Origin of the sequence: Phocaeicola coprocola DSM 17136 (assembly GCF_000154845.1) — a bacterium.
In the GTDB taxonomy this organism is placed as follows: domain Bacteria; phylum Bacteroidota; class Bacteroidia; order Bacteroidales; family Bacteroidaceae; genus Phocaeicola; species Phocaeicola coprocola.
The window spans coordinates 17,278-43,005 of the sequence record NZ_DS981503.1 but is presented as its reverse complement, the minus strand read 5'-3'; the positions used below and the strand labels follow the sequence as shown (position 1 = coordinate 43,005).

General features: G+C 41.1%; 18 protein-coding genes. 8 read left to right on the top strand and 10 right to left on the bottom strand.

What is annotated here, in order from left to right; genetic code table 11:
* The 5 genes from BACCOP_RS15490 to BACCOP_RS15470 form a co-directional block, all read right to left on the bottom strand.
* On the bottom strand, nucleotides 1-718 hold a 718-nt coding region (locus BACCOP_RS15490), incomplete at its 3' end, for a reverse transcriptase domain-containing protein (RefSeq protein WP_007570805.1).
* Nucleotides 719-1,268: 550 nt separating this feature from the next.
* On the bottom strand, nucleotides 1,269-2,426 hold the full coding sequence (locus tag BACCOP_RS15485; RefSeq protein ID WP_050756983.1) for a site-specific integrase: 1,158 nt from the start codon (nucleotides 2,424-2,426) through the stop codon (nucleotides 1,269-1,271).
* A gap of 578 nt (nucleotides 2,427-3,004) precedes the next feature.
* Nucleotides 3,005-4,630 carry a RagB/SusD family nutrient uptake outer membrane protein gene (locus BACCOP_RS15480; RefSeq protein WP_007570800.1) on the bottom strand — a complete coding sequence of 542 codons (1,626 nt, stop codon included), beginning with the start codon at nucleotides 4,628-4,630 and terminating at the stop codon, nucleotides 3,005-3,007.
* A gap of 10 nt (nucleotides 4,631-4,640) precedes the next feature.
* A complete protein-coding gene (locus tag BACCOP_RS15475) occupies nucleotides 4,641-7,382 on the bottom strand; it encodes a SusC/RagA family TonB-linked outer membrane protein (RefSeq protein WP_007570798.1) in 2,742 nt (913 codons plus the stop codon).
* A 164-nt stretch (nucleotides 7,383-7,546) separates the two neighbouring features.
* Nucleotides 7,547-8,920: a C1 family peptidase gene (locus tag BACCOP_RS15470; protein WP_007570797.1), complete on the bottom strand. Its 1,374-nt coding sequence runs from the start codon at nucleotides 8,918-8,920 to the stop codon at nucleotides 7,547-7,549.
* Nucleotides 8,921-9,056: 136 nt separating this feature from the next.
* Here BACCOP_RS15470 and BACCOP_RS15465 point away from each other — a divergent pair, with 136 nt between their 5' ends.
* The 6 genes from BACCOP_RS15465 to tnpC all read left to right on the top strand — a co-directional run bounded on the left by BACCOP_RS15465 (nucleotide 9,057) and on the right by tnpC (nucleotide 18,224).
* On the top strand, nucleotides 9,057-13,523 hold the full coding sequence (locus BACCOP_RS15465; protein ID WP_007570795.1) for a translocation/assembly module TamB domain-containing protein: 4,467 nt from the start codon (nucleotides 9,057-9,059) through the stop codon (nucleotides 13,521-13,523).
* A gap of 38 nt (nucleotides 13,524-13,561) precedes the next feature.
* Nucleotides 13,562-14,596, top strand: coding sequence for an agmatine deiminase family protein (locus BACCOP_RS15460; protein ID WP_007570793.1), 1,035 nt, complete (start codon nucleotides 13,562-13,564; stop codon nucleotides 14,594-14,596).
* Between the two features lie 13 nt (nucleotides 14,597-14,609).
* Nucleotides 14,610-15,497, top strand: a complete 888-nt coding sequence (locus tag BACCOP_RS15455) for a carbon-nitrogen hydrolase (protein WP_007570791.1) — start codon at nucleotides 14,610-14,612, stop codon at nucleotides 15,495-15,497.
* A gap of 96 nt (nucleotides 15,498-15,593) precedes the next feature.
* Nucleotides 15,594-15,959, top strand: a complete 366-nt coding sequence (locus BACCOP_RS15450; RefSeq protein ID WP_007570789.1) for a hypothetical protein — start codon at nucleotides 15,594-15,596, stop codon at nucleotides 15,957-15,959.
* The gene (gene tnpB, locus BACCOP_RS15445; protein WP_007570787.1) at nucleotides 15,953-16,285 is read left to right on the top strand and encodes an IS66 family insertion sequence element accessory protein TnpB; all 333 of its coding nucleotides are present in this window, start codon (nucleotides 15,953-15,955) and stop codon (nucleotides 16,283-16,285) included. Before BACCOP_RS15450 ends, tnpB begins: the two co-directional genes overlap by 7 nt.
* A 91-nt stretch (nucleotides 16,286-16,376) precedes the next feature.
* Entirely contained in the window at nucleotides 16,377-18,224 is a 1,848-nt protein-coding gene (gene tnpC / locus BACCOP_RS15440; protein WP_007570785.1) for an IS66 family transposase, read from the top strand.
* A gap of 307 nt (nucleotides 18,225-18,531) precedes the next feature.
* Here tnpC and BACCOP_RS15435 read toward each other — a convergent pair whose 3' ends face one another.
* Nucleotides 18,532-20,001, bottom strand: a complete 1,470-nt coding sequence (locus tag BACCOP_RS15435; RefSeq protein WP_007570784.1) for a catalase — start codon at nucleotides 19,999-20,001, stop codon at nucleotides 18,532-18,534.
* 22 nt (nucleotides 20,002-20,023) lie between these two features.
* Complete coding sequence (locus BACCOP_RS15430) at nucleotides 20,024-20,458, bottom strand: NADPH-dependent FMN reductase family protein (RefSeq protein ID WP_007570783.1); 435 nt, start codon at nucleotides 20,456-20,458, stop codon at nucleotides 20,024-20,026.
* Between the two features lie 209 nt (nucleotides 20,459-20,667).
* Here BACCOP_RS15430 and BACCOP_RS15425 point away from each other — a divergent pair, with 209 nt between their 5' ends.
* Nucleotides 20,668-21,555: a LysR substrate-binding domain-containing protein gene (locus BACCOP_RS15425; RefSeq protein WP_007570782.1), complete on the top strand. Its 888-nt coding sequence runs from the start codon at nucleotides 20,668-20,670 to the stop codon at nucleotides 21,553-21,555.
* A gap of 154 nt (nucleotides 21,556-21,709) precedes the next feature.
* Here BACCOP_RS15425 and BACCOP_RS15420 read toward each other — a convergent pair whose 3' ends face one another.
* The 3 genes from BACCOP_RS15420 to BACCOP_RS15410 all read right to left on the bottom strand — a co-directional run bounded on the left by BACCOP_RS15420 (nucleotide 21,710) and on the right by BACCOP_RS15410 (nucleotide 23,477).
* The gene (locus tag BACCOP_RS15420) at nucleotides 21,710-22,159 is read right to left on the bottom strand and encodes a DUF4293 domain-containing protein (protein ID WP_007570780.1); all 450 of its coding nucleotides are present in this window, start codon (nucleotides 22,157-22,159) and stop codon (nucleotides 21,710-21,712) included.
* A 118-nt stretch (nucleotides 22,160-22,277) separates the two neighbouring features.
* Nucleotides 22,278-22,613, bottom strand: a complete 336-nt coding sequence (locus BACCOP_RS15415) for a DNA-directed RNA polymerase subunit omega (protein ID WP_007570779.1) — start codon at nucleotides 22,611-22,613, stop codon at nucleotides 22,278-22,280.
* 27 nt (nucleotides 22,614-22,640) lie between these two features.
* The gene (locus BACCOP_RS15410) at nucleotides 22,641-23,477 is read right to left on the bottom strand and encodes an outer membrane protein assembly factor BamD (protein ID WP_007570777.1); all 837 of its coding nucleotides are present in this window, start codon (nucleotides 23,475-23,477) and stop codon (nucleotides 22,641-22,643) included.
* 142 nt (nucleotides 23,478-23,619) lie between these two features.
* On the opposite strand from BACCOP_RS15410, the gene uvrB reads away from it, so the two are divergent.
* Nucleotides 23,620-25,644, top strand: coding sequence for an excinuclease ABC subunit UvrB (gene uvrB / locus BACCOP_RS15405; protein ID WP_007570775.1), 2,025 nt, complete (start codon nucleotides 23,620-23,622; stop codon nucleotides 25,642-25,644).
* Nucleotides 25,645-25,728 lie beyond the last annotated feature (84 nt).

Here is a 25,728-nt window from a genome sequence, read left to right as displayed (position 1 = left end):
TATTGAATTTGTTGGCATATTCATCCATGTACTTATCGAACTTGTCTAGGTATATGTTTGCCAAAATAGGGCTTATGATACCACCTTGCGGTGTCCCTGAATAAGTCTTGTTGAATTGCCACTCTTCCATGTACCCTGCATTGAGGAATTTCCGTATCAGACGAAGAAATCTGTCGTCTGCTATTCTGCCTTTCATTATTTCTATCAGCACATTATGGTCTATGTTGTCAAAGAAGCCTTTTATATCTCCCTCAATGAACCATTTTGCACCGTTGAAATTGTTTTGTAGACTTTTCAGTGCTGTGTGGCAGCTTCGGTTTGGTCTGAAACCGTGCGATGTCCACTCAAAGTGTCCCTCATATATGGCTTCAAGCACCATTCTTACTACCTCTTGAACCAATTTGTCTTCAAAAGACGGTATTCCTAGCGGACGCATCTTCCCATTCTTTTTCGGAATGTAAGTTCTCTTTGCAGGATTGGGACTATAAGTCTCATCCTTTATACTCTCTATGAGTTTGTTTATCCTGTCAATGCTCATCTCATCCTCAGTTTTGCCATCTGTGCCGGGTGTCATGTTGCCCGGCTTTGCATACATACGTTGGTAGGCGACAAAGAACATCTGTTCATTGAATAGAATACGGTAAAGCCTTTCGTATTTATACTCGGGCTCATTGCTGTGTCCAGCTAAAATGTTTAATACTTGCTCTGGATTTCTCATACGTCTCTCACGTTTTCCGTTGTTTGTATTAAAGTTACAGACTACTTCCCTTCGCCATGTACAAGGCTTTCCCTTGCTCAGACTACTACGGAAGTTCCGTTACCATATCGGATATTCAAAAGCTTTCTTTATAGCTGTTTGTTCCAGCGTTCCGACTTAGGTAATCCCCAGTTAGTTCTCTTAATAACTATTAGCACGACATACTGTCGGATGCGACTTTCGTTCTTGTCCGCTTATTGCGGCTGTGTCATAGTCGGTTCTTTATGCTCTGCACTAACGCACAAAATAGGCAGAGTACTATGAAACAACGTATGTATAATAGTCTTCCGTTGTTGCAAGATTTGGTACCACTGAACTATCATTCAACCAATCAAGGCTTCATCCTTATGTATGTCTTTTCGTCTTGCCCCTCAGTCGCCACCTGACTATTAGTGGACTTGGAGCTTTAATCAGTATGCTACACTCTCCATCGGGTTTCCCTTTTGGATAAACTGATTGACGATAGGACTATATCGAACCCAATCCTAACTTCTTGCTAAAGAAGTATTTATTAAGCGACCATTCTGGGCGCACGCGCGTAAATTTGCGTTGTGGTGATATTGGTATGCCCCAAAATCTTGCTCACGCTTTCTATCGGCATACCGTAATTGAGAGCCAAGACAGCGAAGGAGTGGCGGCTCAGGTGGAATGAAATCGGCTTTTCTATCCCGCATTTCTTCGCCACGGCCTTGATGCGCTTGTTCACCATGTCAAGCGAGCCGATATTGAAAAGCCGCTTGTCTCTTCTGAACGGCTCGTAACGCCTGATTATCTGCATAGGGATGTCCATCAGCTTGATTTGGAACGGTACGCCCGTCTTTTGGCGTTTCGACACAATCCATGGTGTGCCGTTCATTTCAACAATGTTGTCAGTGGTCAGGTTCTTGATGTCCGTGAACGAGATGCCCGTCCAACAACCGAACAGGAACAAATCCCTTGCCAATGCAAAGTTGGGATTGTCCAGCTTGATTGCACTTAATGCTTGAATTTCATTCTCCGTCAGAAAGCCACGTTCCTTGTGGTCGGGGTCAACGTGGTACATCGCAAACGGGTTTCTCGGTATCTTGCCGTTGTAGTGCGCCGTGGTGACGATGTGTTTCAACGGTATGGAGTATATCCACACGGATGACTGCGCCAGCCCGACCTCGTTTCGCAGGTACAGGCAGTAGTCACGGATGAAATCCTCCGTCAGTTCGTTCATCGCCATGTCCGTCCGCTTGTAGTGCCTTGTTATGAACTCTGCCACGTATTTGCGGACGGTCAGGTACTTTTGGTACGTGCGCTTGGAGCGGTCTTTGCCCACCCGTTTGGCAAACGCCTCGTTCTCCTTGTCAAAGGCACGCAACAATGTCTCATACTCCGTGCCGATGCCTTGGTAGGCATTGCGCACCATTTCTGCCGTGACAAACGCCTCACGGTCGGAAAGCCGCTGGTAGTGTTTCGTTATCTGCGCCTTGATATTATCAAGGGCGTAGTTTACTGCCACCGCCTCACGGCTCTTTCCTTTCGCCCTGTTGCCTTTGGCATCCCAAAGTTCCTTTGAAATGTGCTGTTTGCAACTGAACTGTGCGATAGTCCCGTTGATTGTAACCCGTCCCATGATGGGGACAATTCCGTTCTTTTCCTTGCTTCCGTTTACATAGAAGACTGTCTTGAAAGTGCTCCGCATAATCATTCTTTTTGTTTGGTGCAAAATTAGTTTATGGGAGTTGTAAGGGCAGAATGTAAACCTACGCAGAACGCAGAAATAGAGCCTGTTAGCGTTAAATGTGCAATTGGTGTCGGGTAATGGTTTGGAAGTGCATCTCTTACTGCAATCCGCCTAAATCCGTTTTTACGTCCTTATGTCATTCCGTGCCATCAGAAGCCAAACTCTCTGACCGTCAGTGAGAATGCTCAAATTCGCTTTATTCTGCGTTTTATCCTATTATTTTCCTTGAAAAAACATTCTATCAGAATCGGGCGGAATCAGCTCAAGAAGTTATTTCATCCGGACGACATGCGAAAACGAAAAAACACTGATCCACGAAGATTTTTTATTACAAAAGAAAAACAACAGCATAGTCTTAATAACATTCCCTCAAAAAAGTATAAATTCTTCAGCATCTTTTCCCGAAAATATCGAGATATCTTCGGGAAAAGAACATATACTTTTTCAAAGGCAGGTCCAAGACCACGTAAACAACTTATAATCAATGCAAAGAACAACAAAAAATCCCCAAAAGGAATATCCAATAAAATAATTTGTCAATACCCCGGATTTTGTTTCAGTACCCCATTCATCACTATTACCTTTTCAGGTATCGGGAAAACAGTTGTATAACCGTTTTCTTCACCGGGAAGCTGTGGACGGAAGCTATACGGACGAGTGAATTGACGGAAACGAATCAAGTCCTGACGCCTCCAGCCTTCCCACGCCAGCTCCATCTGCCTTTCATCCAGCAAGTTTTCAAGAGTTGCTTCACGATACGAAGCTCCTACTCTGCCACGGACTTCATTCAATTCTCCTGTTCCATTTTCGTTATTTCTCACTTTGGCCTCACTCATCATCAGCAACACGTCAGCATAACGGAACAAGACAATATCATTATCCATCAACTTTCCATCTTTTAATGCTGTATTATCCACTTCATATTTCTTCATACGTGCTCCAGCTGTTTGTTCATATACCGAATTGGAAACATCGAGGACTATTGCCTCTGGATAATATACCAGCGGAGTGCCGTCGTCGAGCAGAATAGGATTTCCCTGTAAATCGTACACCTCATCGGCGAAATAGCAGTAATCGAAACGAGGATCAACTTTGTCTGTGCCATACCCAAAAGTCTGCAAAACCTCAAGCGTTGCACTTGAACCATTTTCACCTCCTAATCCATAGGCCTTTGCATGATTATAGTGACGGGAGCGGAACAAATATTGCATCTGGTTGGTGTATAAAGTCTTGCTCATCGGTATTACAAAAATATTTTCCTGAGAAGACTCATTGAATATGGCAAAATTTGAAGAATAATCTTTTTCTAACTGATAACCCATCTGAGAAATCTGTGTACAGTAATATTGTGCAGCTTTCCAAGCATTGAGATCTTCTCCGTTTACAGTAAAGAAGATTTTTCTGCCATCCGGAAAGACATCATCTGTCCAGTCGGAATCCATATATACTTCAGCATTCAGCATCAGCTTAGCCAACAGAAAATAAGCAACAGGCTTTGTCATTCTGCCATAATATTCACCAGGAATATTACTTTTCTCTTCGCTCAGGAAAGGAACAGCCTCCTGCAATTCATTTACGATAAAAGTAAAAATCTTATCACGCTCTGCCTGTTTCATTTCCGCACCGGCCGCATCGGAAGTAACAAGCAGAGGAATGCGTCCGAATAAATCCATCGCATAATAATAAAACATAGCACGAAGGGCACGTACCTCTGCCTTATAAGCCGGAAGTTCTTTATCAGTATGTGTCGCTGAGAAATGTTCAATCTGCTCCAACGAATAATTACATAGCTTAATACTCTGGAACAAGTACTCCCAAGTATTCAATATGGCATCGCTATTTACTCCCCACTGATGCAGGTAGAGTCCTTGCCAGAATCCACCATCATACCAGTCACCTCCACGGGTGGGCATAATAGCCTCATCGGTCGTAAAAGTATTCAGGTCATAGATACCTCTCCCTGTTCCCTGCAATCCTTCACTATCTTTATAACTGCCTACACAGTTATAAAGCGATGCTACACAATTCCGATAGAGAGCCGGCAGTGTAGAATAAGCATTATCTCCCAATAAACCATCCCGAGGATCTTCTTCAAGGAAACTGCTGCACGATATACTGAACAATGAAGTGCAAGTCAAAAATAATATATATATTTTTTTCATGGCTAAACATTTAAAAATTAAGACTTAAACTAAGAGTATAGGTACGCGACAACGGATAAGTCCGTTTGTCATCAACTCCCAATGTAGAGTCTACGGTCATACTGTTTATAAGAGGGGTTAATCCCGAATAGCCGCTTATTGTTCCCAAGTTGTTGATAGTGAACGCCAGACGCATGTTATGTAAAAACTTCGTATTTTTCAGAGGAACATCATACCCTACTGTCAGATAATCGAAATTAATATAATCTCCATCCTCCAGCCAATAATCAGTTGCGGTCTGATCTTTTATCATTTGTCGGGGAGCTTCCTCCATTACATTATAGTCGGGAAGAATATTCATATTCATATAAGTCAGTGAAGTTCCATTATATATTTTATGTCCGAAAGCTCCGTTTATCTGCAACGATACATCAAAACGTTTATACCGGAAACTAATGTTTGAGCCAAGCAAGGTCTTAGGCATAGCCTGACCTGCCACATAACGGTCTTCTCCGTCTTCCAGATTTACACCTCCCCCATTCAAGTCGGCGATTTCATATTTATATCCACCATTACCATCGGGAACCAATCCGGTACAGTGAGGAAGATAAAAAACTCCCAAAGGCTGTCCTACAATCTGATATACAATATTATTATATCCTCCATGAAAACCTGCCCCGTCAAGTCCGGCTATAACAGTATACTCCGAGGCCGAAATATATTCGCCATTATACATACCATTCAGCGAAAGCAACTTGTTCTTCTGGAAAGTTATATTTGCATTGATATTCAGCTCCATATCCTTGGTCTTCAATGGAGTAATACCAACAGAGATTTCTGTACCGCTGTTACGCATAGAACCAATATTGGCGAGCAATGTATTGTAGGTAAAAGGAGGAACACTTACCCGATAATTATAAAGCATATCGGTTGTCTTAGAGTTGTAATAATTGACAGACAACAGCAAACGGTTGCCATAAAAGCCCACATCGAAACCGGCATTGAAAGTATGTTTTACTTCCCACTTCAGATCGGGATTGATATTGCGTAATGTTTCATAAGTCACTACAGGAGAATTTCCGACAGGTGCGACTCCATTGGGCCGGACTAGATTCATCGTCGTATACGAATCTATACCTCCCTGATTTCCAGCAAGTCCATAACCCAGGCGCAACTTCAAATTATCAATCCAGGTAATCTGCTTCATAAACTGTTCATTTGACACATTCCATGCAGCAGAAACAGATGGGAAAAAGCCCCATTTATGATTTGCTCCAAACTTTGAAGATGCATCCGTACGAGCATTGACTGTCAGTACATAACGGTCGTCATATGTATAATTCACTCGCCCCAGGAAAGATGCCAGATGAGGTTCCTCATAATATGAACCTGTTCCTTCCCAGGGACGCAGAGCTCCAGCCTGAAGATTGTCGAACCCCATAAGATCGGAAGAAAAGTTTGTTACCGTAGTATAAAATCCGGTATATGTATTTTTTTCCAACTCTGCCAAGCCCAATACATCTATGAAATGCTTTTTCAACTGTTTCCGATACGTAAGCATTGCATTTCCTAAGACAGATTCTGAACGGCGGTTTCCACGATACGCCTGTCCGTTTGCCCAGACTATAGTGGGCAAATACTGTGAGTTCTCTGTATCATTATAAGTATACGAGCCGAAAAGTATAAATTTCAGGTCGGGCGACAAATTAAAATTCAAACGGGCATGAGCACTGAAATAAGAAACATCATCACGATCATTGACCTCCATCCAAGCCAAAGGATTGGTTATCTGGCTGGCAGTAGTTATCTGGTCCCAAGCGTCGGTCGTATAATCTTTATGGTTAGGGAAAGTAGGGTTAAAAGCCGCTGCCGAATAAAAAGTTTTCTGATAATCGAACAAATTCCGGTTTTTCTTGACTGATCCAAACAGTCCAAGTTCGCATTGGATAAATTTATCGAATATATCTTGCGACATATTCATATTCGATGTAAAAAGCTTCATGCTTTCATTCTGTATCACTCCCTCACGGTTCAGATAGCCCAAAGAAACACGATAGTTGGAAGCATCTCCTCCACCATAAAAAGCAATGTTATGATTCTGCTGCAAGCCCAATTGTTCTATTTCTTTTTGAAAATCAGTATTACAGCCTTTATCCAGAATAGAAATTCCATTTTCGCTTGTTACTTTCCGATATTCATCGCCAGAGAGCATATCCAGATGACGATAAGCATGGGCAATGCCAAAGCTTCCGTTGTAATTAATACGCGTTTTACCAGAGATTCCTTTTTTTGTTGTAATATTAATCACACCCGAGGCACCACGAGAACCGTACTGCGCTGTTTCTGAGGCATCTTTCAAGATTGTAAAACTTTCTATATCGGTCGGATAAATCGAAGTCAGCATACTTAAATCGCCCAACACCCCATCTACAATTATCAATGGATCATTACCACTTGTCAACGAAGTGGTTCCTCGCATTCGGACAGATTCCAAAGCTGCTGTACCATTACTGCTTTTCATGATAGTCAATCCTGGTACTCGTCCCTGAATAGCTTCCAGCGGATTAGTTATTTGCTCTTTATTCATTTGCTGTTCGGTAATTTGTTCTACCGAACCGGATATGTTCTTCAGTGTACCCCGAGCGTATCCAACCGTTATCACACTATCCGGAAGAGTTGTAATCTCTATTTGTGCATTTACAGGCTGATATAACCATAAGGTTAACGAACAGACAGCAATATACTTCGATTTTGCTTTCCGATATTTCTTCATAAGAATCAGATTTTAAATTAAGGATAATTACGAAATTAAGCAAAAAGGAAGAGAAAAACAACCCTAAAGCCAAAAATAAACGTCCTGATGTTTTCTGAAAATACAGGTTTTCAGAATAAACATCAGGACGTCTACAAAAATATATAAACAAACTTATCTGCTCATCATTCTTCTGGAGCAAACATTGGGTCCCATGCCGGCAGACGGATTGGCTTCTGCTTCAAAATATTCAGTACCTTTTCTGGTACATATTTCTTTTCTACTACCAGACGGAACATATATTCGTCAAACCACTCATCGGTCATAATCAGATGTCCCTTATAACCAGCCTCTGCTCCCCAACTGTTTTCAACCATCCATTTCTTCGGCTTACCGTCTTTATCCAAATCTACAGCCATCAAAGTCATAGCATGGCTGGATCCACTGGCAAAGGTCTGGACACGCTGTTTCTTATTCATTCCGAACGTAGTACCCATCAGTGATTCATAATCAAAATTCTTTAAATCGAGAGTACCACGTTTACTGTCTAAGAATTTCGCGACGTCACAAGAGAAATACATCATTGTACTATCCTTTATTGATTCAATAGCCATTGCTTTTATATCCTCAACAGGTAAATTGACGTAAGTCCAGTTCTTTCCATCATAAACATGACGGTCAAAATCTATTTCGTAGCATTTATAATATTCACGACTGGGGTCATTCATCAGCATGACATAATTATTGGTTAAGTCATTTCCCAAATATTCCTGATAAAAAGACTGTGGAGTATACTCCTTCGTTTCACCGTTCATAGTCCACGTAAAACGTTCCACAGGTTCACCGAATGTTAAGGCAAGCATACGATAAACGGTAGAAAGCATTTCTGTTTTTTTAGCTTCAAGTGCAGAAACCTTTACTCCTTTTGCAGCCTCATCACGTAATTGCAGACCGAACTCTCTCAACTTCAAGCCAACCAGACGAGCTATCTGTGATGTGTTTTCACTACTATAGGTTTCTGGCATAACCGAAGATGGAACTACTCCATACTTACCTATAACATCTGAAATACCAGTAAATTGTCCTCCGTCGCTTATAGGATTGCGGAATAACCACTCTACCATCTTATCATCCATTGGTTTTTCACGCGTGTCAATAATTCCCTGCAAGAAAAGATTAGCTTTCTCTAGCTGGTCGTAGAAAAAGCAATAGTTCTGAGAGAACTCCATTTCGTCCAGACCATATTTAGCCATCATCTGAGCACGCAATACGTTCAATCCGGTAAAAAGCCAGCAACGTCCAGACTGCTGCTGGTCTGTTATGCCATGTGAAACAACTTTATTTGTGAAGTTAGTATCGAAATTTACCAGATTTTCATGATTTTTCGCAAGTACAGCTATACTGGTTTCAGCCATGGCATTATAAATAGCCTTATCTGCCGGCGTATGCTTATAGCTGCTTTTGATTTGGTTCAACATGTCTTGTGTAATCCCCCCCTGTTGAGCCTGTGCTCCCAATGCCATTGCCATCAGGCATGCTAACATTATGTTCTTCTTCATATACCTTAAATGTGTTAGTTTCTAAATAATGTGCCAAAAGTACGAATTTGTATTTTAAAAATAATAAAATAAGAAGGTAAAATATAGATTACTTCGAGCGATATTTGTAATTTTGATTAATTTTTGAGTCATACCCATGAGCAAGTTCAGAAGTATAAAACATATTGTCCGATCTACCATCATATTAGCTTTGGTATGCTATTTCGGAATTATCGCCGTTTTGAGTATTCCTTTTATTCAAAAACGGCTATCCGATTTTACGGCTCAAGAGCTCAGCCGTATCATGCAGACTGAGGTCAGAATCGGAAATATCGATTTAGGACTGCTGAACCGTGTCATTATACAGAATGTATATCTGGAAGACAAGTCTGGCAAGGAGCTGCTGAAAATAAACCGTTTATCTGCTAAGATGGAGTTATCGTCTTTATTACACGGCAAAATACGCATCAGCAGTGTACAGCTTTTTGGTCTGAACGCTCACCTCAACCGTCCGACCCCTGACAGTAAGACAAATTTCCAGTTTGTACTTGATGCATTTGCCTCAAAAGATACAATCAAGAAAAAATCAACCATCGATCTGCGTATTAATTCCGTATTGATTCGTCGCGGACAGGTCTACTATGACTTACTTTCCGAAGCTCAAACTCCTGGACGTTTCAATTCAAACCATTTAGGCATACAGAATCTTTCAGCAACACTTTCACTGAAAGCCTTAACGCCTGATTCTCTCAATGCGCAAATCAAACGTATAAGTTTCAACGAACAAAGTGGATTCAAATTAAAGAAACTGGCACTGAAAATTACAGCCAACCACCATGGATTACAGGCAAACAATATTGAAGTTTCTTTTCCTAACAGTGAACTGAATATAGATACGCTTGCTGCAACATACGACAGTGCCTCATCTGCTCCTGTAATAAACAATGACACACGGTATATGGCTCATATGAGAGCCCGTATTACGCTGGCTGACTTTGCCATGTTTGTACCTGCACTAGCTCATTTCAATGAAGCTGTAAACCTGCGCATGTCGTTGGACGGAAAAGGATATCAAACCAAGTGTACAGACATTTATATATCAAACAATACTCAAAGTCTTTTGCTGAAAGCAGAAGCTATGATAAACCACTGGAACGAAAAAAATAATATGTTCCTTTTCGGTAACCTGTCGCAACTGGAAGTAGATAAAGAAGGTATTAACTGGTTACTTTATAACCTAAGTGGCAAGAACAATGTTCCCGATATTCTGAAACGGATTGGGGACATAAGTTTCAACGGAGATATTTCCGGTTATCTGAATCAATTAACAACACATGGTACACTTCTTACAGATGTAGGAAGTATTCGGGCCAATGTAACCATGCATTCCGATACATTAACCCATCTACGTTCTTATTCTGGAAAAATAATCAGTCCGGAATTACAATTAGGAACCTTGTTAAACCAGGAAAAGACACTGGGAAGCACAACATTCGACATAGAATTGCAAGGTTTCAAATATCATGATGGCAAAGCTGAATCATATATTAAGGGAGTAATTTCTTCGTTTACATACAAGCAGTATGAGTACCGCAACATCATGCTTGACGGACAATATACTCCAGGAGGATTTAACGGAAAATTATCTTTGAACGACAGCAATGCAAACATTGAGATAAACGGACATGTTGCGACACGACAAGCTGTGCCTGATTTCAATCTAAAAGCTGTGGTACGTAACTTCCGCCCTAACGATCTGAATCTGACAGACCAATATAAAGATACAGATATGTCACTGAATCTGACTGCCGACTTCAGCGGACACTCCATTGATGACATGAAGGGAAAAATCAGTATTGACAGCGTACAGGTCAACGCTCCAGAAAAAGATCAATGTTATTTCTTAAAAAACTTAAGCATATTTGCCGGAAACGTAAGTAATAGTCAGGAAAAACAAATAGAAATCCGTTCTCCTTTCCTCAATGGCTTTGTCAAAGGGAACTATTCTTACCGTACTCTTCCAGCAAGTATATTGAAGACATTGCAACGGTACATTCCGTCATTACTCGTTCTCAACAAGGAATTACCTGAAACAAACAATGATTTTCAGTTCAATTTCCAGTTGGAAGATACAGAGTTATTCTCAAAGGTATTCAAAATCCCTGTTGAACTATACATGCCGGCTACATTAAACGGATATTTTGATGATAACCGTACACGGTTGCAAATTAGAGGTTATCTTCCAGCATTTGTTTACAACGACTCATATTTCGAATCAGGAACGTTATTGTGTAATAACACTTCAGATGAACTGCAATGCCAAGTGCGTATAAACAAACGTCTGCAAAAAGGTGCAATGATTAATTTGGCTGTAAATTCTCGGGTCAACGACGATAAATTAAAAACGACCATCCATTGGGGGAATAATGTTCCTTCCACTTTTAGCGGTATGGTAGAAGCTATTACAAGTTTCCGTAAGTCAGAAGAAAGTAATCGCTTATCAACGATGATAGACCTGCGTCCAAGCAAAATTATTTTAAATGATACGATATGGAAAATACATCCATCACAAATAACCATTGATAAAAACCTGATAGAAATCGACAACTTTCTATTTGAGCATCAAAACCAATATGTACGTGCAAACGGACGTATTGGAAAGGAAACAACAGACTCTTGTCTGGTGGATTTGAGCAATATCAACTTACAATATGTAATGGATATAATTCAGTTTCATGCAGTTAAATTCAATGGTCTAGTAACTGGACGTGTACACTTACATAATGTACTTGACAATCCGGTGATGTATACCCGACTCAACGTAAAAGACTTTTCGCTGAACGATGCGTTATTAGGTCAGGGAGATATAAGAGGTGAATGGGACAATGAATTAGGAGGAGTACGCTTACATGCCGACATAAAAGAGAATGATCATTACTTCACTAATGTAACCGGGTATGTTTCGCCTAAGGAAAAAGGATTAAACTTAAATATTCAGGCAGGAGGTACAAATCTTTCCTTCCTGCAGCCTTTTGTAGAGAATATATTTACAAATATGCAGGGAAGAGTCTTTGGACGTGTCCGATTATACGGTCCTTTCTCCGGACTTGACTTAGAGGGATGTGCTCAAGCAGATGCCAGCATGAAAGTAAATATCCTTAATACATCATTCACCGCTCATGCAGACTCATTCCGTATAAGCTCAGGGCACTTTGCCTTCGACAACATACAAGTAACAGACCCCGAAGGACATACCGGGTTAGTTAATGGCGCACTCAGACATACAAAACTAAAGAACCTGATGTATGATTTCCGGTTCAACACAAACAATATGCTGGTATATCACACGGAAAAGGAAACACCTGAATTCCCTTTCTATGGTAAAATATATACAACTGGAGAAGTGTTGCTGCGCGGGGGAAACAATACACTTACTGTGGACGGGACATTACGAACTGATCCACAAACAAAGTTTACATACGTAACCGCCACAGCAGCTGAAGCAACCAATACACAATTTATAAAATTTGTGGATAAGACTCCCCGAAGACAGCAAGAAAACATTCAGACTGAATTATATCATCATTTAAACAAAACAGATAATAAGGAGGAAGAAGACACTCCTACTGATACCCACATTAATCTCCAGATAGAAGCAACTCCGGCTGCTACCATGCGTATCGTCATGGATCCTATAGCAAGAGATAACATTTCTGCAAACGGAACCGGCAACCTGCGTATCAACTATTATAATAAAGGAGATTTCCAGATTTTCGGTAACTACAATATCGAAGAAGGAATATACAAAATGAGCATGCAGAATGTTATCCATAAAGATTTCATCCTGCAATCAGGAGGAACAGTTTCATTCAACGGAAATCCACGAGAAGCCAATCTGGATGTACAGGCTGTTTATACCGTTAACTCTGCTTCATTAAATGATTTAGTGGCTGATGCTTCAAATACCAAAGGAACTGTAAAGGTAAACTGTTTACTGAATCTGAGAGGTAACCTGACGGCTCCTACATTAAAATTCGACCTGGACTTGCCGACCGTTAGCGATGAAGACCGGGAATTGGTACGAAGTTTAACCAGTACAGAAGAGCAAATGAATACACAAATCATTTATTTGTTGAGTATTGGAAAGTTTTATACCTTTGATTATGCCAACAATGCCAATCAGTCGGATGCAACAAGTTCACTGGCTTTCAGCACACTTTCCGGACAGTTAAATAATATGCTTTCTCAAGTAATAGACAGCCAGAACTGGAACGTGGGAACCAATTTAAGTACAGGCGATAAAGGGTGGACTGACGTAGAGGCAGAAGCTATTCTTTCAGGAAGACTGCTTAACAACCGATTAATTATTAATGGTAATTTCGGTTACCGCGATAACCCTATGCGTAACACCAACTTCGTAGGAGATTTTGAAGCAATGTGGCTACTGACTAAAAACGGTGATTTCCGCTTGAAAGGATATAATCAGACCAACGACAGATACTTTACAAAATCTACTCTGACAACACAAGGAATAGGTTTAATGTATAAAAAAGATTTTACGAACTGGCGCGAATTATTTGACTGGATTCTATTAAAACGTCGCAGCAAGCGCAACAGCCAATAAGAAAAGAACAACAACATTATAAAACAAACTATCTCATTATGGAAAAGAATTATTTCTTACCCGCCGAATGGCATCCACAAAGCTACATCCAGCTGACGTGGCCGCATAGCGGAACCGACTGGAACTACATGTTAGATGAAGTAGAAACATGTTTTTTCAACCTCGCCAGTGAAATAGCTTCTCGGCAACCTCTTTTACTGATTGCCCCTGAATATCCAGAAAAATTAAAAGACTTCAAATATAAAGACAATATACATTTTGTAAAATGCCCGACCAACGATACTTGGGCACGCGATCACGGCTTTATCACATTGCTCCAAAATGACGGGACTCCCCTGCTGTTAGATTTCTGTTTTAATGGTTGGGGAATGAAGTTTGCAGCAAATAAAGATAATCTGATAAACTGGAATTTATATCAGAGCAATCTGTTAAAAGGGAGTTATACAAACTGTCGTAACTTTATACTTGAAGGAGGATCTATCGAAAGTGATGGTAAAGGAACCATGCTTACAACTTCTACCTGTCTCCTCGCTCCTAATCGGAACGACGTAATGACGCGTGAGGATATAGAGCTATACTTAAAAGAAAGATTTAATCTTCAACAAGTTTTATGGCTGGATCACGGATTCCTTGCAGGTGATGATACTGACAGCCACATAGATACATTGGCTAGACTTTGTCCGGACAACACTATTGTTTATGTACAATGTACAGATAGCGCAGATGAACATTATGATGAACTCATTAAAATGGAAGAACAGCTGAAAACGTTCCGCACACTGGAGAATACACCATACCGCTTGCTTCCTCTGCCTATGCCAACAGCTATTTATGATGAAGAAGGTGAACGTCTGCCTGCAACATATGCCAATTTCCTGATAATGAATGATGCCATATTGTATCCGACATACAACCAACCGGATAACGATCAAAAGGCTGCTCAGATATTAGCACAAGCTTTTCCTGAAAAAGATATTGTAGGAATAGATTGTTGCCCACTAATTAAGCAGCATGGCTCATTGCATTGCGTTACCATGCAATATCCGGAAAGTGTAAAAAACAGCAAACATTAAAATTTTAACCGATATGAAAAGAACCATTCGAGTAGGTATTGTACAACAAGCATGTACGAATGACCTGAAAATAAATTTGGAAAAATTGCACCGTAATATTGCTTCTGTTGCACAAGCCGGTGCACAACTTGTTGTTCTACAGGAATTACATAATACTCCCTATTTCTGTCAAACAGAAGATACATCTTTATTTGATCTGGCAGAGCCTATCCCCGGACCGTCAACCGGATTTTATAGTGAAATAGCAGCAGCTTATCATATAGTATTGGTTACTTCACTATTTGAGCGTCGTGCACCCGGACTTTATCACAATACAGCCGTTGTATTCGACACTGACGGAAGTATTGCGGGAAAATATCGTAAAATGCATATACCAGATGATCCTGCCTATTATGAAAAATTCTATTTCACTCCAGGTGATCTGGGATTTGAGCCAATAGAAACAAGTCTGGGTAAACTAGGTGTTCAAGTATGCTGGGATCAATGGTATCCAGAAGGAGCCAGACTGATGGCTTTAAAAGGTGCAGAACTACTTATTTATCCAACAGCAATCGGATGGGAAAGCAGTGATACACAAGATGAAAAGATGCGTCAGCTTGGAGCATGGGTAACAGTACAGCGCGGTCATGCTGTTGCAAACGGACTTCCTGTCATCGCCGTAAACCGAGTAGGACTTGAACCTGATCCTTCCGGACAAACCAATGGCATCCAATTTTGGGGAAATAGCTTCGTAGCCGGACCACAAGGAGAAATTCTTGCACAAGCAAGCAATCTGAAAGAAGAAAATCTCGTAGTAGAGATAGATATGAACCGAAGCGAAAATGTTCGTCGCTGGTGGCCATTCTTGCGTGATAGAAGAATAGACGAATTTGATGAGCTGACCAAACGCTTTATCGACTAACAAATTTTCGTTCTAGCTGTAAGCTTCCAAAATTGGCGTATTGACTAGCATGTTTCTTTCGCATACCTTCGTGCTAAACTTAAAACTCGAAAGATTATGTTTAGCGAAAAAGATTTTGAAAGACTGTGGTTCCTCTACAAAACCGAGGGTGAGCCCAATGGAGTTTCCATCAACTCGTTCTGCATTGGCAACAATATTCCATACACGGCATTCTATGACTGGTTCAAGAAGACACAGAAAAAGGTTGTACCTGTAGAAGTTGAAGGAATTCCGGAAGAGCTGATTCGGACAGGTAATGAAGAACGACAGGAGGTTGCTAAAGACAAGCCCAAACGTACAACTCCCCATAAAGGAAGCATTATGGTGACGATAAGAACTCGTGAGGGCTTGTGCATACAGAAGAAAGGCTTAGACTATCAGGGGCTGAAAACACTGGTAGGGAAACTGGAGGGCTTATGCTGAGCATCAACGGTCTTCACAACTTCTACTACCTTCCTGAGCTTCACGATATGAGATGCAAGGCTCAGCGTATATGCGAGATAATCCGAGGTCGATACCACCGTGATCCATTGAATGGTGATGTTTACATGTTCATGTCTAAAGACCGGCGCAAGGTTCGTATGATACACTATGAGCGCAATGCCTACTACCTTCATGAGAAGTCTTTCATTAAGGGCTATAAGTTCATGAAAATAGAGCGCAAGGACGATGTGACAGTATATAAAATAGACTGGAAAGACCTGGTCACGATACTTGAAACTCCAGTAATAACGAGTATAAGAATTTAAAGATAAAACTCTGACAATCAGCGATAGAAGTTCTCTAAATATTTGTATGTCTCATTGAAAATGAGTATCTTTACATAAAATATCAGAGAACATGGAACTGGAAGAACTCATAGAAAACACACTCAGACGCAAGCATCTTGAAGAGATGATGAACAGACCCGAAAAGGAGCATGCACCCCTTGAAGGTATGGATAATGAGCAGATAAAGAGGTTCGCCCTGTTCCTGTTTGAGGAGAATCAGAAAAAGAGCAGGCAGCTTGATGAAATGATAGCACGGCTTGATGAAATAGGAAAAGACCTGAAGGAAGTCAAACGTGAGAATGCCTCTCTTTTGAAAGCCTTGCTTGAGGCAAACAGCAAGGTTGAGAAGGCTGCTATTGAATACAAACTTCGCGACAAGGAATACAGAAAGCTTGAGAAGAAGCATAATGCCCTTGTTGAGCGTCTTTCCATTATGAATACCCAGGCCTATGCCTCTTCCGGAAGTCTCAAAGGTATTGACCGTAAAAGGGTCGTAAAAGGGAAGCATGATGACAAGGATGATTTTGACGGTACTCCTACTGCTCCATCAGGCGAGGTTCCACAGCCGGACTCTTCCGCATCATGCGGCACGCAGGATACTCCGAAGGCTTCCCTTTCCAAGGAAAGACCATACAGGAAAGGAATGACATACAATAAGGCTTGTGTAGGTACACCGATTATACACAAGTCCGATTATACAATGCTTACTGAGGGTTCTGTTGTAATATCGTCAAGCTACCGTAAAATAAGAAACATTGTGAGCCATATTGAGGAACATCACTTTGAGGTGCTTAAGGTGAAGCATGCCGACGGCAGGATTGAAAGCATGTTCCTTCCTATGAAGGATGACGTCCGGACCAGCCTTTATGACGAGATAGTACCGGGTACAAGCATTACGGCAAACATGCTCTCGTATCTGATGTTTAACCGCTTCCGGATGTCAACACCGGCATACAGGGAGGCGAAGAACCGTCTGTCGGATATGGACTGGAACACCTCTGTGCAGAACCTGCTGAACTGGGCCGACAAAGGCGCCATGCAGCTCAATAAGCTGATACCTGCCCTCAAGAAGATTGCCCTTCAGGACGGTGCCAACGTGAATGTGGACGAGACATGGCTCCGCTATCACGCATACAATAAGAAACGAAAGACCTATATGTGGTGTCTGGTAAACAGAAAAGCGCGTATAGTCATCTTCTTTTATGAGGATACAACGGATGATGAAGGTGTACAGAAACATGGAGGCAGGAACAGAAATGTGTTGAAGGAGTTCCTTGGTGATGCAAAAATCAAATCACTGCAGAGTGACGGTTATAACGTATATATGTATCTTGACAACGAACTTATGGATATAGATCATCTCTGCTGTCTGGCTCATGCAAGGGCAAAGTTCAAGTATGCCTTCGACCAGGGAAGCCTGCAGGCAAGAATCTTCCTTGAGCTGATAGCAAAGTTATACGGCATGGAAGATACTTATCGCCGGGAAAAATTTACCGCAGACGAGATTTACCGCAGAAGGAACAGTAAGGAAACGACGGAAATCATCGATAAGATAAGGACAGAGCTTTATGATCTGCCGGCAAATCCGGATGAGAACCGAAGCGAACTTATGGGCAAGGCCCTCAACTATCTGAAGAACTTCTGGAATCAGATCTTCGCCTACAGAAATGACGGTGAATACTCCATAGACAATATGGCAGCAGAAAGAGCGATAAGACCAATCACTGTCCAACGAAAGAACAGCCTGTTCTTCGGAAGCGTGAAAGGAATACAGAGCTCCGCAATCTATAATACCTTTATAGAAACCTGCAAACAGGCAGGAGTTTCCTTCAGGGATTACTTCTGCAAGCTGCTCAGAGAATTAAAAAAGGGAAGAACGGATTACGAAAACCTTCTTCCCATGACAATATGCAAATAATAATCGTTAAATTTGTAGATTTTTTTTAGACGGGTGCCGACTGGCGCCCGTCTAAAAGGGGATACCCTAAAATTGGAAGTTTACCCAACGTGGTCACATCGCCTCACTAAAGTAAAACGATATGTTCACTTCTGTGAAACATTCTCTTCGCCTTGGTGAAAAGATAAAATCCCTCTGTTCTTACCTTATACTGTCATGATTCAAGGTTGTAACAGAGGGATTCTTTTGCTATAATCTACAATAGCTTAAGGCATTTTTACATCTCATTACGAGAATCTGCCTCATTTATTTTTTGTGCGAAAGCCGGTCAAGCTTCTGCTAGCCCCGGATGTGTCAGAGATATACCCAATGCCTCTGCTATTCCCTTACCATAAATTGCATCAGCTTTCATACAATTACGGATATGACGCAGTTTTATTTCTTCAGGAATATTTCCCATAGCTCTTGCTGTATTTTCAAACAAAACTTGTTGCTGGGCTGGAGTCATCAAACGGAACAAATCGCCAGCTTGAAAGAAATAATCGGAGTCATCTTCACGATACTCCCACTGATATGCAGCTCCATCAAGTTCCAAAGGAGGTTCCTTGTATTCTGTCTGATGCTGCCATTCGCCATAACTGTTGGGCTCGTAACCTAATGTAGAGCCATGGTTGCCATCGACACGCATCTGTCCATCCCGATGATACATATTCAGGAACGGGCAACGGCTGCGGTTTACCGGAATCTGATGGTGATTTACTCCCAAACGGTAGCGCTGGGTATCGCCATAAGAGAAGAGGCGACCTTGAAGCATACGGTCGGGTGAGAAGCTGATACCCGGAACGACATTTGCCGGATTAAATGCAGCCTGTTCAACATCTGCAAAATAGTTTTCGGGATTACGGTTCAATTCCAACACACCCACTTCAATCAGCGGATATTGTTTCTGTGACCATACTTTAGTAAGATCGAACGGATTGAAAGGACACTCTTTGGCTTGTTCCTCAGTCATCAACTGGATGTACATTGTCCAGCGAGGGAAATCTCCCCTTTCGATGCTTTCATACAAATCCCGCTGATGGCTTTCACGGTCTTTGGCTATAATAGCTTCCGCTTCCTGATCGGTCAGATTTTTGATACCTTGCTGTGTGTGCAGATGGAACTTCACCCAGGTACGTTTTCCTTCAGCATTGATAAATGAAAACGTATGACTGCCATAACCGTGCATATGACGGTAGGAAGCCGGAATGCCTCGGTCGCTCATCGTAATGGTAACCTGATGAAGTGCTTCGGGCAACAATGTCCAGAAATCCCAGTTATTGCGGGCACTACGCATGTTGGTACGCGGATCACGCTTCACCGCATGGTTCAAATCCGGGAACTTTAATGGATCGCGCAAAAAGAATACCGGTGTATTATTTCCTACCAAATCCCAGTTTCCCTTTTCAGTATAAAATTTAATGGCAAATCCGCGAATATCACGCTCTGCATCGGCGGCTCCGCGCTCGCCCGCTACCGTAGAAAAACGGACAAAAACTTCTGTTTCTTTTCCAATCTCAGAAAAGATAGCAGCTTTGGTATACGGAGTAATATCATGAGTTACAGTAAACTTACCGAAGGCTCCTGAACCTTTGGCATGCATACGTCGTTCTGGAATCACTTCGCGATCGAAATGAGCCAGCTTCTCCAGAAACCAGACATCTTGTAAAAGCATCGGCCCACGGCGTCCAGCGGTGGCAACATTGTGATTGTCGGCTACAGGCGCACCTGAAGCAGTTGTAAGTTTTTTATTTTCCATACAATATTACATTATAAAATAGTTAATGAATAGAATACATAGCGATAAACTGGTCCAATTGTTTTTTATCCGATTCTGTCAGAAATCCGGTGCGGGATTTTAAGAAAGGGACTGAACACGAGGCAGGAACACCCATCGTACGCTTCATACAAGTATACATGCTACCCGTCCGAAACTTATAAGTGGTAAAGAAAAGCGTACGTTCTGCTTTTACAAGTCCACGAATTCGCCGGCTGAAAGCCTTCCAGCGCTTGTGGGGGTGCTGTCCAACCACAAACCATCCACAGGTCCAGCATCCGGAAACAAGGAAATCACAGTCTGACAGTTTTTCCGGAACAGCATCAGATACAGAACTCAGGCTGACATTCAGACCTTTCGACCAGAGATACATTGTTATTTCACGGGCATATCCGGCAGTCTTTCCTTTGTGACTATAATACAAAACGGCAGCTTTCATAGTAACTCGATATATAAAGTTTTTCGTTTATCCACTTTCAAACTCCTCATCATCGATAAGATAGTAATTGAATAACCCCAATCAGAACCAATTATCTTTTTCATCTTGTTTGTTTTTGTTTTGTATAAAGATAGCGGAATGAAAATTATTTGTATATATTTGCAAAATTCTATTTTCCGATAAGTCTTATAGATAAAAACGATTAATGCATGGAATTGCGACAACTGAAGTACTTCAAAGAAGCGTGTGAACGGCAGAATTTCTCGGAAGCTGCACGCATATTGCATATCTCCCAAAGTACACTTTCCCAGCAGATCAAGCAGTTGGAGGAAGAACTGGATGTTCTGCTTTTCGACCGTATCGGCAAACGTATCGTACTGACTGAAGCCGGACAAGCTTTCTTGCCTTATGCTGCACGAGCTATCTACGATGCTGAAGACGGGAAACAAATTATCCGTGATTTGAAAGGTATTGAAACCGGCGTGCTTCACATAGGCGTAACTTATAGCATGAGTCCCTTGCTGATAGCAGCATTACAACTTTTCAATCGGGCCTATCCCAAAATTAAAGTAGAAATCACTTTTGCAACTTCCGAAGAACTTTTGAAGCAACTGGATGGAAGTGGCCTTGATTTTGTATTGTCGTTTAAGCCTGAAGATCTCACCGATGATTTTGAAACAATTCCACTTTTTTCTTCTCGTCTACAGTTCATTGTTCGCAGTTCTCATCCTCTGGCAGGCTTATCTTCCATTACGCTGAAACGACTTTCAGAAACTCCTCTGATACTGCCCGAACGAGGATTTGCGACAAGAAAGAAAATCGAAGAACTCTGTCGTAAACATCAATTGGAACTGACTGTAGGTGTAGAAATGGACGACGTCCATACAATTATTCACGCACTGAAAAGTGGACAATGGGCAACCATACTGACACAGGCAGCTGTACGCGGAGAAGCCGGACTAGTACAAATACCCATTCTCTGCAATGACCATTTAACATCACGTGGATTTTTATTCTGGCCTCAAGGAAGTTACCGGAAAAAATCAGCATTGGCTTTTGCTGATTTTCTGCTTAAAATAACAGCAGGGAGCAAATAATTTTTCTCTTGTAAAAAAACAGTTAACCTTCTTTGCACTGAAGTCAATGTTGCAAAGAAGGTTAACATCAAATGAAACCCACAAAAAAATATCCCGGCAAACTATGGATACTTCCTGTTTGCCGGGATATTACTTTTTAAAAAGAATAATATTTTTAGCGTAAACGCTCGTATGCTTTTACTAGCATTTCATCCTTTCCGATAGCACGAATAGCCAACCAGTTCAGGATGATTGAAATCAGAGGCAGACATAAAGTCCATGATGGAGTAAAACTGCCACATTCTTTCAGTGTTCCCCACACAAACGCTGCCAGTGTTACGTAATATCCCACAAGAATAATGCTGCTGAACAATGTCAGACGGATCTGCAACATACGCTTTCTATACAGAAATATTGTAACAAGTGAAAGAATTGCTACAACCATAAGAATGGCAAACAATGCCCAGGGAGCATAATTCATAGTTCCATCCGGAGCAATAACAGCCAGATTTGTCATGTCTGACACGCTTGTTTCCGTATAAAAATGTCCCACAGAAAAAGACATCATCAGCACCATAAAAATGGCAACAATAAGCAAATAAACAGTCTGAATACGTTGTATCATAATCAAATAATATTAGAAATACGAGGATATAACAAAAAAAGAACACAGAAGCGCATCCTCACAGAGATATAAAATCACTTCCTGCAATTATGCGTTTCTGTGTTCAATTAATATTTTCTTACTGTAACTTTTCCTTTTCTTTAGCAGGGTTTCTGTAATATAACTTACCTTCAATATATTCCTGAGTAGCAATCAGAGTTGGTTTCGGCAATTTTTCATAATAGCGTGAAATCTCAATTTGCTCTCTGTTTTCGAAAACTTCTTCCAAATTATCATTGTAAGAAGCAAACTCTTGCAGTTTCTTTGACAAGTCATTCTTCATTTCTACCGCAATCTGATTTGCTCGCTTGCCGATGATTGCTACTGTTTCGTAGATATTACCAGTATCTTCACACAGTTCCATCAAGTCGCGAGTTACGGTATTGGTAGGAGCATTTGTCTTTTTGTAATCCATAATTTTTTATTTAATTATAAACCTTGATTAATTTTCTTCGTCTTTTACAAACTTACTTGCATCTTTAAATATTCGTTCCACTTCGCTTTTATATTTACTTTCAGGGAACTCATTGATAAATGCGTAATACTCATCTATCGTTTCACGCATACGATCTTCTTTCTTCTCAGGCACACTCTCTTTTGCCATATCATATTTTGCACGCAAAATCAGAATAGAAAGATCTTCACGTCTTTTGGTATAAGGATATTCACGCAAAATATTCTGTGCCGTTACTACCGCAGCCTGATAATTATTTCCGGTACTGCTATATACGGTGTTGCCGGTATACGATCCCAAATCATAATACAATAAAGCTGATAAGAATTCCTTTTCAACCAGTTTATCCTGTAATTCGAAAATCATATTCTGGGCCAGTTCCTTACGGTCGCTTTCGGGGAAGTATTCAATAAACATCTGCAACTCTTCGATAGCCTTATATGTACTGCTCTGATCCAAACGAGGTTCAGGAGTATCCAAATATAAAGCCTTGCCGCTATAAAAACGTGCCAGCTCGGTATAAGTTCCCCGGGGATAAGTTGTATAATAAGTATTGAAATAATGCGAAGCTGTAATATAGTCTCCTTGATTATAGTAAGTCATAGCTAACATATATGCAGACTCCTCCGCATTGCTCGTTCCTTTCATGATCAATGCCAAGTCTTCCAAAAGAGTAGCAGCCTTACTGTTTTGTCCCTTTGCAAAATAACTCTTTGCAGCTTCGTATTTATATTCGTTGTCTGTGCTCTTCAGCACTTTATTGTACTCTCCGCATGAAGATAATACTCCAGCAGAAAGGATGGCCATAACGATGTACTTTTTCATGTTTATCAATATAGATGTGCAAAAGTACTCTTTTCCACCGAATAATGCAATAACTCAATGTTTTTTAATATAAAATTTGCACTTGCAATATCTCTGACAAAAATATTGTGTATTTTTACACCTCATTTAATAAATGTGCAAAATGAATTTTGAACTTGTATCAGATTATCAGCCGACAGGAGATCAGCCGGAAGCAATCGCACAACTGACAGAAGGTGTAAAATCCGGAGTTCCTGCCCAAACATTATTGGGTGTAACAGGATCAGGTAAAACTTTTACAATTGCCAATGTCATAAAAAACATCAACAAGCCGACACTGATCCTAAGCCACAACAAAACACTGGCAGCACAATTATATGGTGAATTCAAGAATTTTTTTCCACATAATGCTGTAGAATACTACGTATCATACTACGACTATTATCAGCCCGAAGCTTATCTGCCGTCTACCGATACGTATATAGAAAAAGACTTAGCTATCAATGAGGAGATAGACAAGTTGCGTCTTGCCGCTACCTCTGCCCTACTTTCTGGTAGAAACGATGTGATAGTCATCTCATCCGTATCGTGTATTTACGGTATGGGAAATCCTGCTGACTTTTACAACAATGTCATAGAGATAAAAAAAGGCAAACTGCTGGACAGAAATGTATTTCTGCGGCGACTTGTTGACAGCTTGTATGTACGTAACGATATTGAGCTAAACCGAGGAAACTTCCGTGTTAAAGGTGATACTGTTGACATCTCACTGGCTTATACCGATCATTTACTCCGTGTCATATTTTGGGATGATGAAATCGATGCGATTGAAGAAATAGATCCTGTCAGCGGACACCGGACCGGCAGCTTTGACGAATATAAAATATATCCTGCCAATCTTTTCATGACTACCAAAGAGAGCACATTGAAAGCTATTCATCAGATTGAAGATGATTTGACCAAGCAAGTTGCTTTCTTTGAAGAACAAGGTAAGCCATATGAAGCTAAAAGACTGTACGAACGCGTCACATACGATATGGAGATGCTCCGGGAACTGGGACACTGCTCCGGTATAGAAAATTACTCCCGGTACTTTGATGGAAGAGAGCCAGGCAGCCGACCTTACTGTTTGCTGGATTTCTTTCCCAAAGACTTTTTGATTGTCATAGATGAAAGCCATGTGAGTGTACCACAAATACGTGCAATGTATGGAGGAGACCGTGCCCGTAAAGAGAATCTGGTAGAATATGGATTCCGTCTGCCGGCAGCCATGGATAACCGTCCGCTAAAGTTTGAAGAATTCCAAGAGATGGCCAAACAAGTAATTTATGTGAGTGCCACCCCTGCCGATTACGAACTAATTCAAAGTGAAGGAGTTGTTGTAGAACAAGTTATCCGTCCAACCGGATTGCTAGATCCTATTATTGAAGTTCGTCCAAGCTTGAATCAAGTAGACGATTTAATGGAAGAAATCCAGCAGCGCATTGAATTAAAGGAGCGAGTTCTTGTCACGACTTTAACAAAACGTATGGCTGAAGAACTTACAGAATATCTCCTTCGTCATAACATACGCTGCACATACATACACAGTGAAGTCGACACATTGGAACGTGTACAAATTATGGAGGATCTACGACAAGGCATATATGATGTTTTAGTCGGAGTTAACCTATTGCGTGAAGGATTGGACTTGCCTGAGGTTTCGCTTGTAGCTATCTTGGATGCTGATAAGGAAGGATTCTTGCGCTCACACCGTTCTCTTACCCAAACAGCCGGACGTGCAGCACGTAATGTCAATGGAAAAGTTATCATGTATGCCGACAAAATAACAGACAGCATGAAACAAACTATCGACGAAACTAACCGACGACGCGAAAAGCAGCTAGCTTACAATGAAGCTCACGGAATAACTCCTCAGCAAATCAAAAAGAACAGAAACAACGCCCTGCTGGAAACAACAGGAGAAACATCTTCCAAACAGCCCAAAGCATATGTGGAAAATACAGAGCACATACAAGCTGCAGCCGATCCGATTGTTCAATATATGTCAAAAGAGCAGTTGCAGAAAAGTATGGAACGTACACGCAAACTTATGCAGGAAGCCGCTAAAAAGCTCAATTTCATCGAAGCAGCACAATACAGAGATGAATTGCTCCGTCTGGAAGATATGCTGAAGGATAAATCATAAATGCAGCTGACAGAAATAAGATTCTGAGAAAAAGGAAATCAGATTCTAATAAATAGTTATCTGGCAGCTAAACGTATAAAAAAC

Excerpts from the sequence above, each read along its gene's own strand:
- BACCOP_RS15485 (WP_050756983.1), bottom strand. The coding sequence starts at position 2,426 with ATGCGGAGCACTTTCAAGACAGTCTTCTATGTAAACGGAAGCAAGGAA.
- BACCOP_RS15480 (WP_007570800.1), bottom strand. The coding sequence starts at position 4,630 with ATGAAAAAAATATATATATTATTTTTGACTTGCACTTCATTGTTCAGT.
- BACCOP_RS15475 (WP_007570798.1), bottom strand. The coding sequence starts at position 7,382 with ATGAAGAAATATCGGAAAGCAAAATCGAAGTATATTGCTGTCTGTTCG.
- BACCOP_RS15470 (WP_007570797.1), bottom strand. The coding sequence starts at position 8,920 with ATGAAGAAGAACATAATGTTAGCATGCCTGATGGCAATGGCATTGGGA.
- BACCOP_RS15465 (WP_007570795.1), top strand. The coding sequence starts at position 9,057 with ATGAGCAAGTTCAGAAGTATAAAACATATTGTCCGATCTACCATCATA.
- BACCOP_RS15460 (WP_007570793.1), top strand. The coding sequence starts at position 13,562 with ATGGAAAAGAATTATTTCTTACCCGCCGAATGGCATCCACAAAGCTAC.
- BACCOP_RS15455 (WP_007570791.1), top strand. The coding sequence starts at position 14,610 with ATGAAAAGAACCATTCGAGTAGGTATTGTACAACAAGCATGTACGAAT.
- BACCOP_RS15450 (WP_007570789.1), top strand. The coding sequence starts at position 15,594 with ATGTTTAGCGAAAAAGATTTTGAAAGACTGTGGTTCCTCTACAAAACC.
- tnpB (WP_007570787.1), top strand. The coding sequence starts at position 15,953 with ATGCTGAGCATCAACGGTCTTCACAACTTCTACTACCTTCCTGAGCTT.
- tnpC (WP_007570785.1), top strand. The coding sequence starts at position 16,377 with ATGGAACTGGAAGAACTCATAGAAAACACACTCAGACGCAAGCATCTT.
- BACCOP_RS15435 (WP_007570784.1), bottom strand. The coding sequence starts at position 20,001 with ATGGAAAATAAAAAACTTACAACTGCTTCAGGTGCGCCTGTAGCCGAC.
- BACCOP_RS15430 (WP_007570783.1), bottom strand. The coding sequence starts at position 20,458 with ATGAAAGCTGCCGTTTTGTATTATAGTCACAAAGGAAAGACTGCCGGA.
- BACCOP_RS15425 (WP_007570782.1), top strand. The coding sequence starts at position 20,668 with ATGGAATTGCGACAACTGAAGTACTTCAAAGAAGCGTGTGAACGGCAG.
- BACCOP_RS15420 (WP_007570780.1), bottom strand. The coding sequence starts at position 22,159 with ATGATACAACGTATTCAGACTGTTTATTTGCTTATTGTTGCCATTTTT.
- BACCOP_RS15415 (WP_007570779.1), bottom strand. The coding sequence starts at position 22,613 with ATGGATTACAAAAAGACAAATGCTCCTACCAATACCGTAACTCGCGAC.
- BACCOP_RS15410 (WP_007570777.1), bottom strand. The coding sequence starts at position 23,477 with ATGAAAAAGTACATCGTTATGGCCATCCTTTCTGCTGGAGTATTATCT.
- uvrB (WP_007570775.1), top strand. The coding sequence starts at position 23,620 with ATGAATTTTGAACTTGTATCAGATTATCAGCCGACAGGAGATCAGCCG.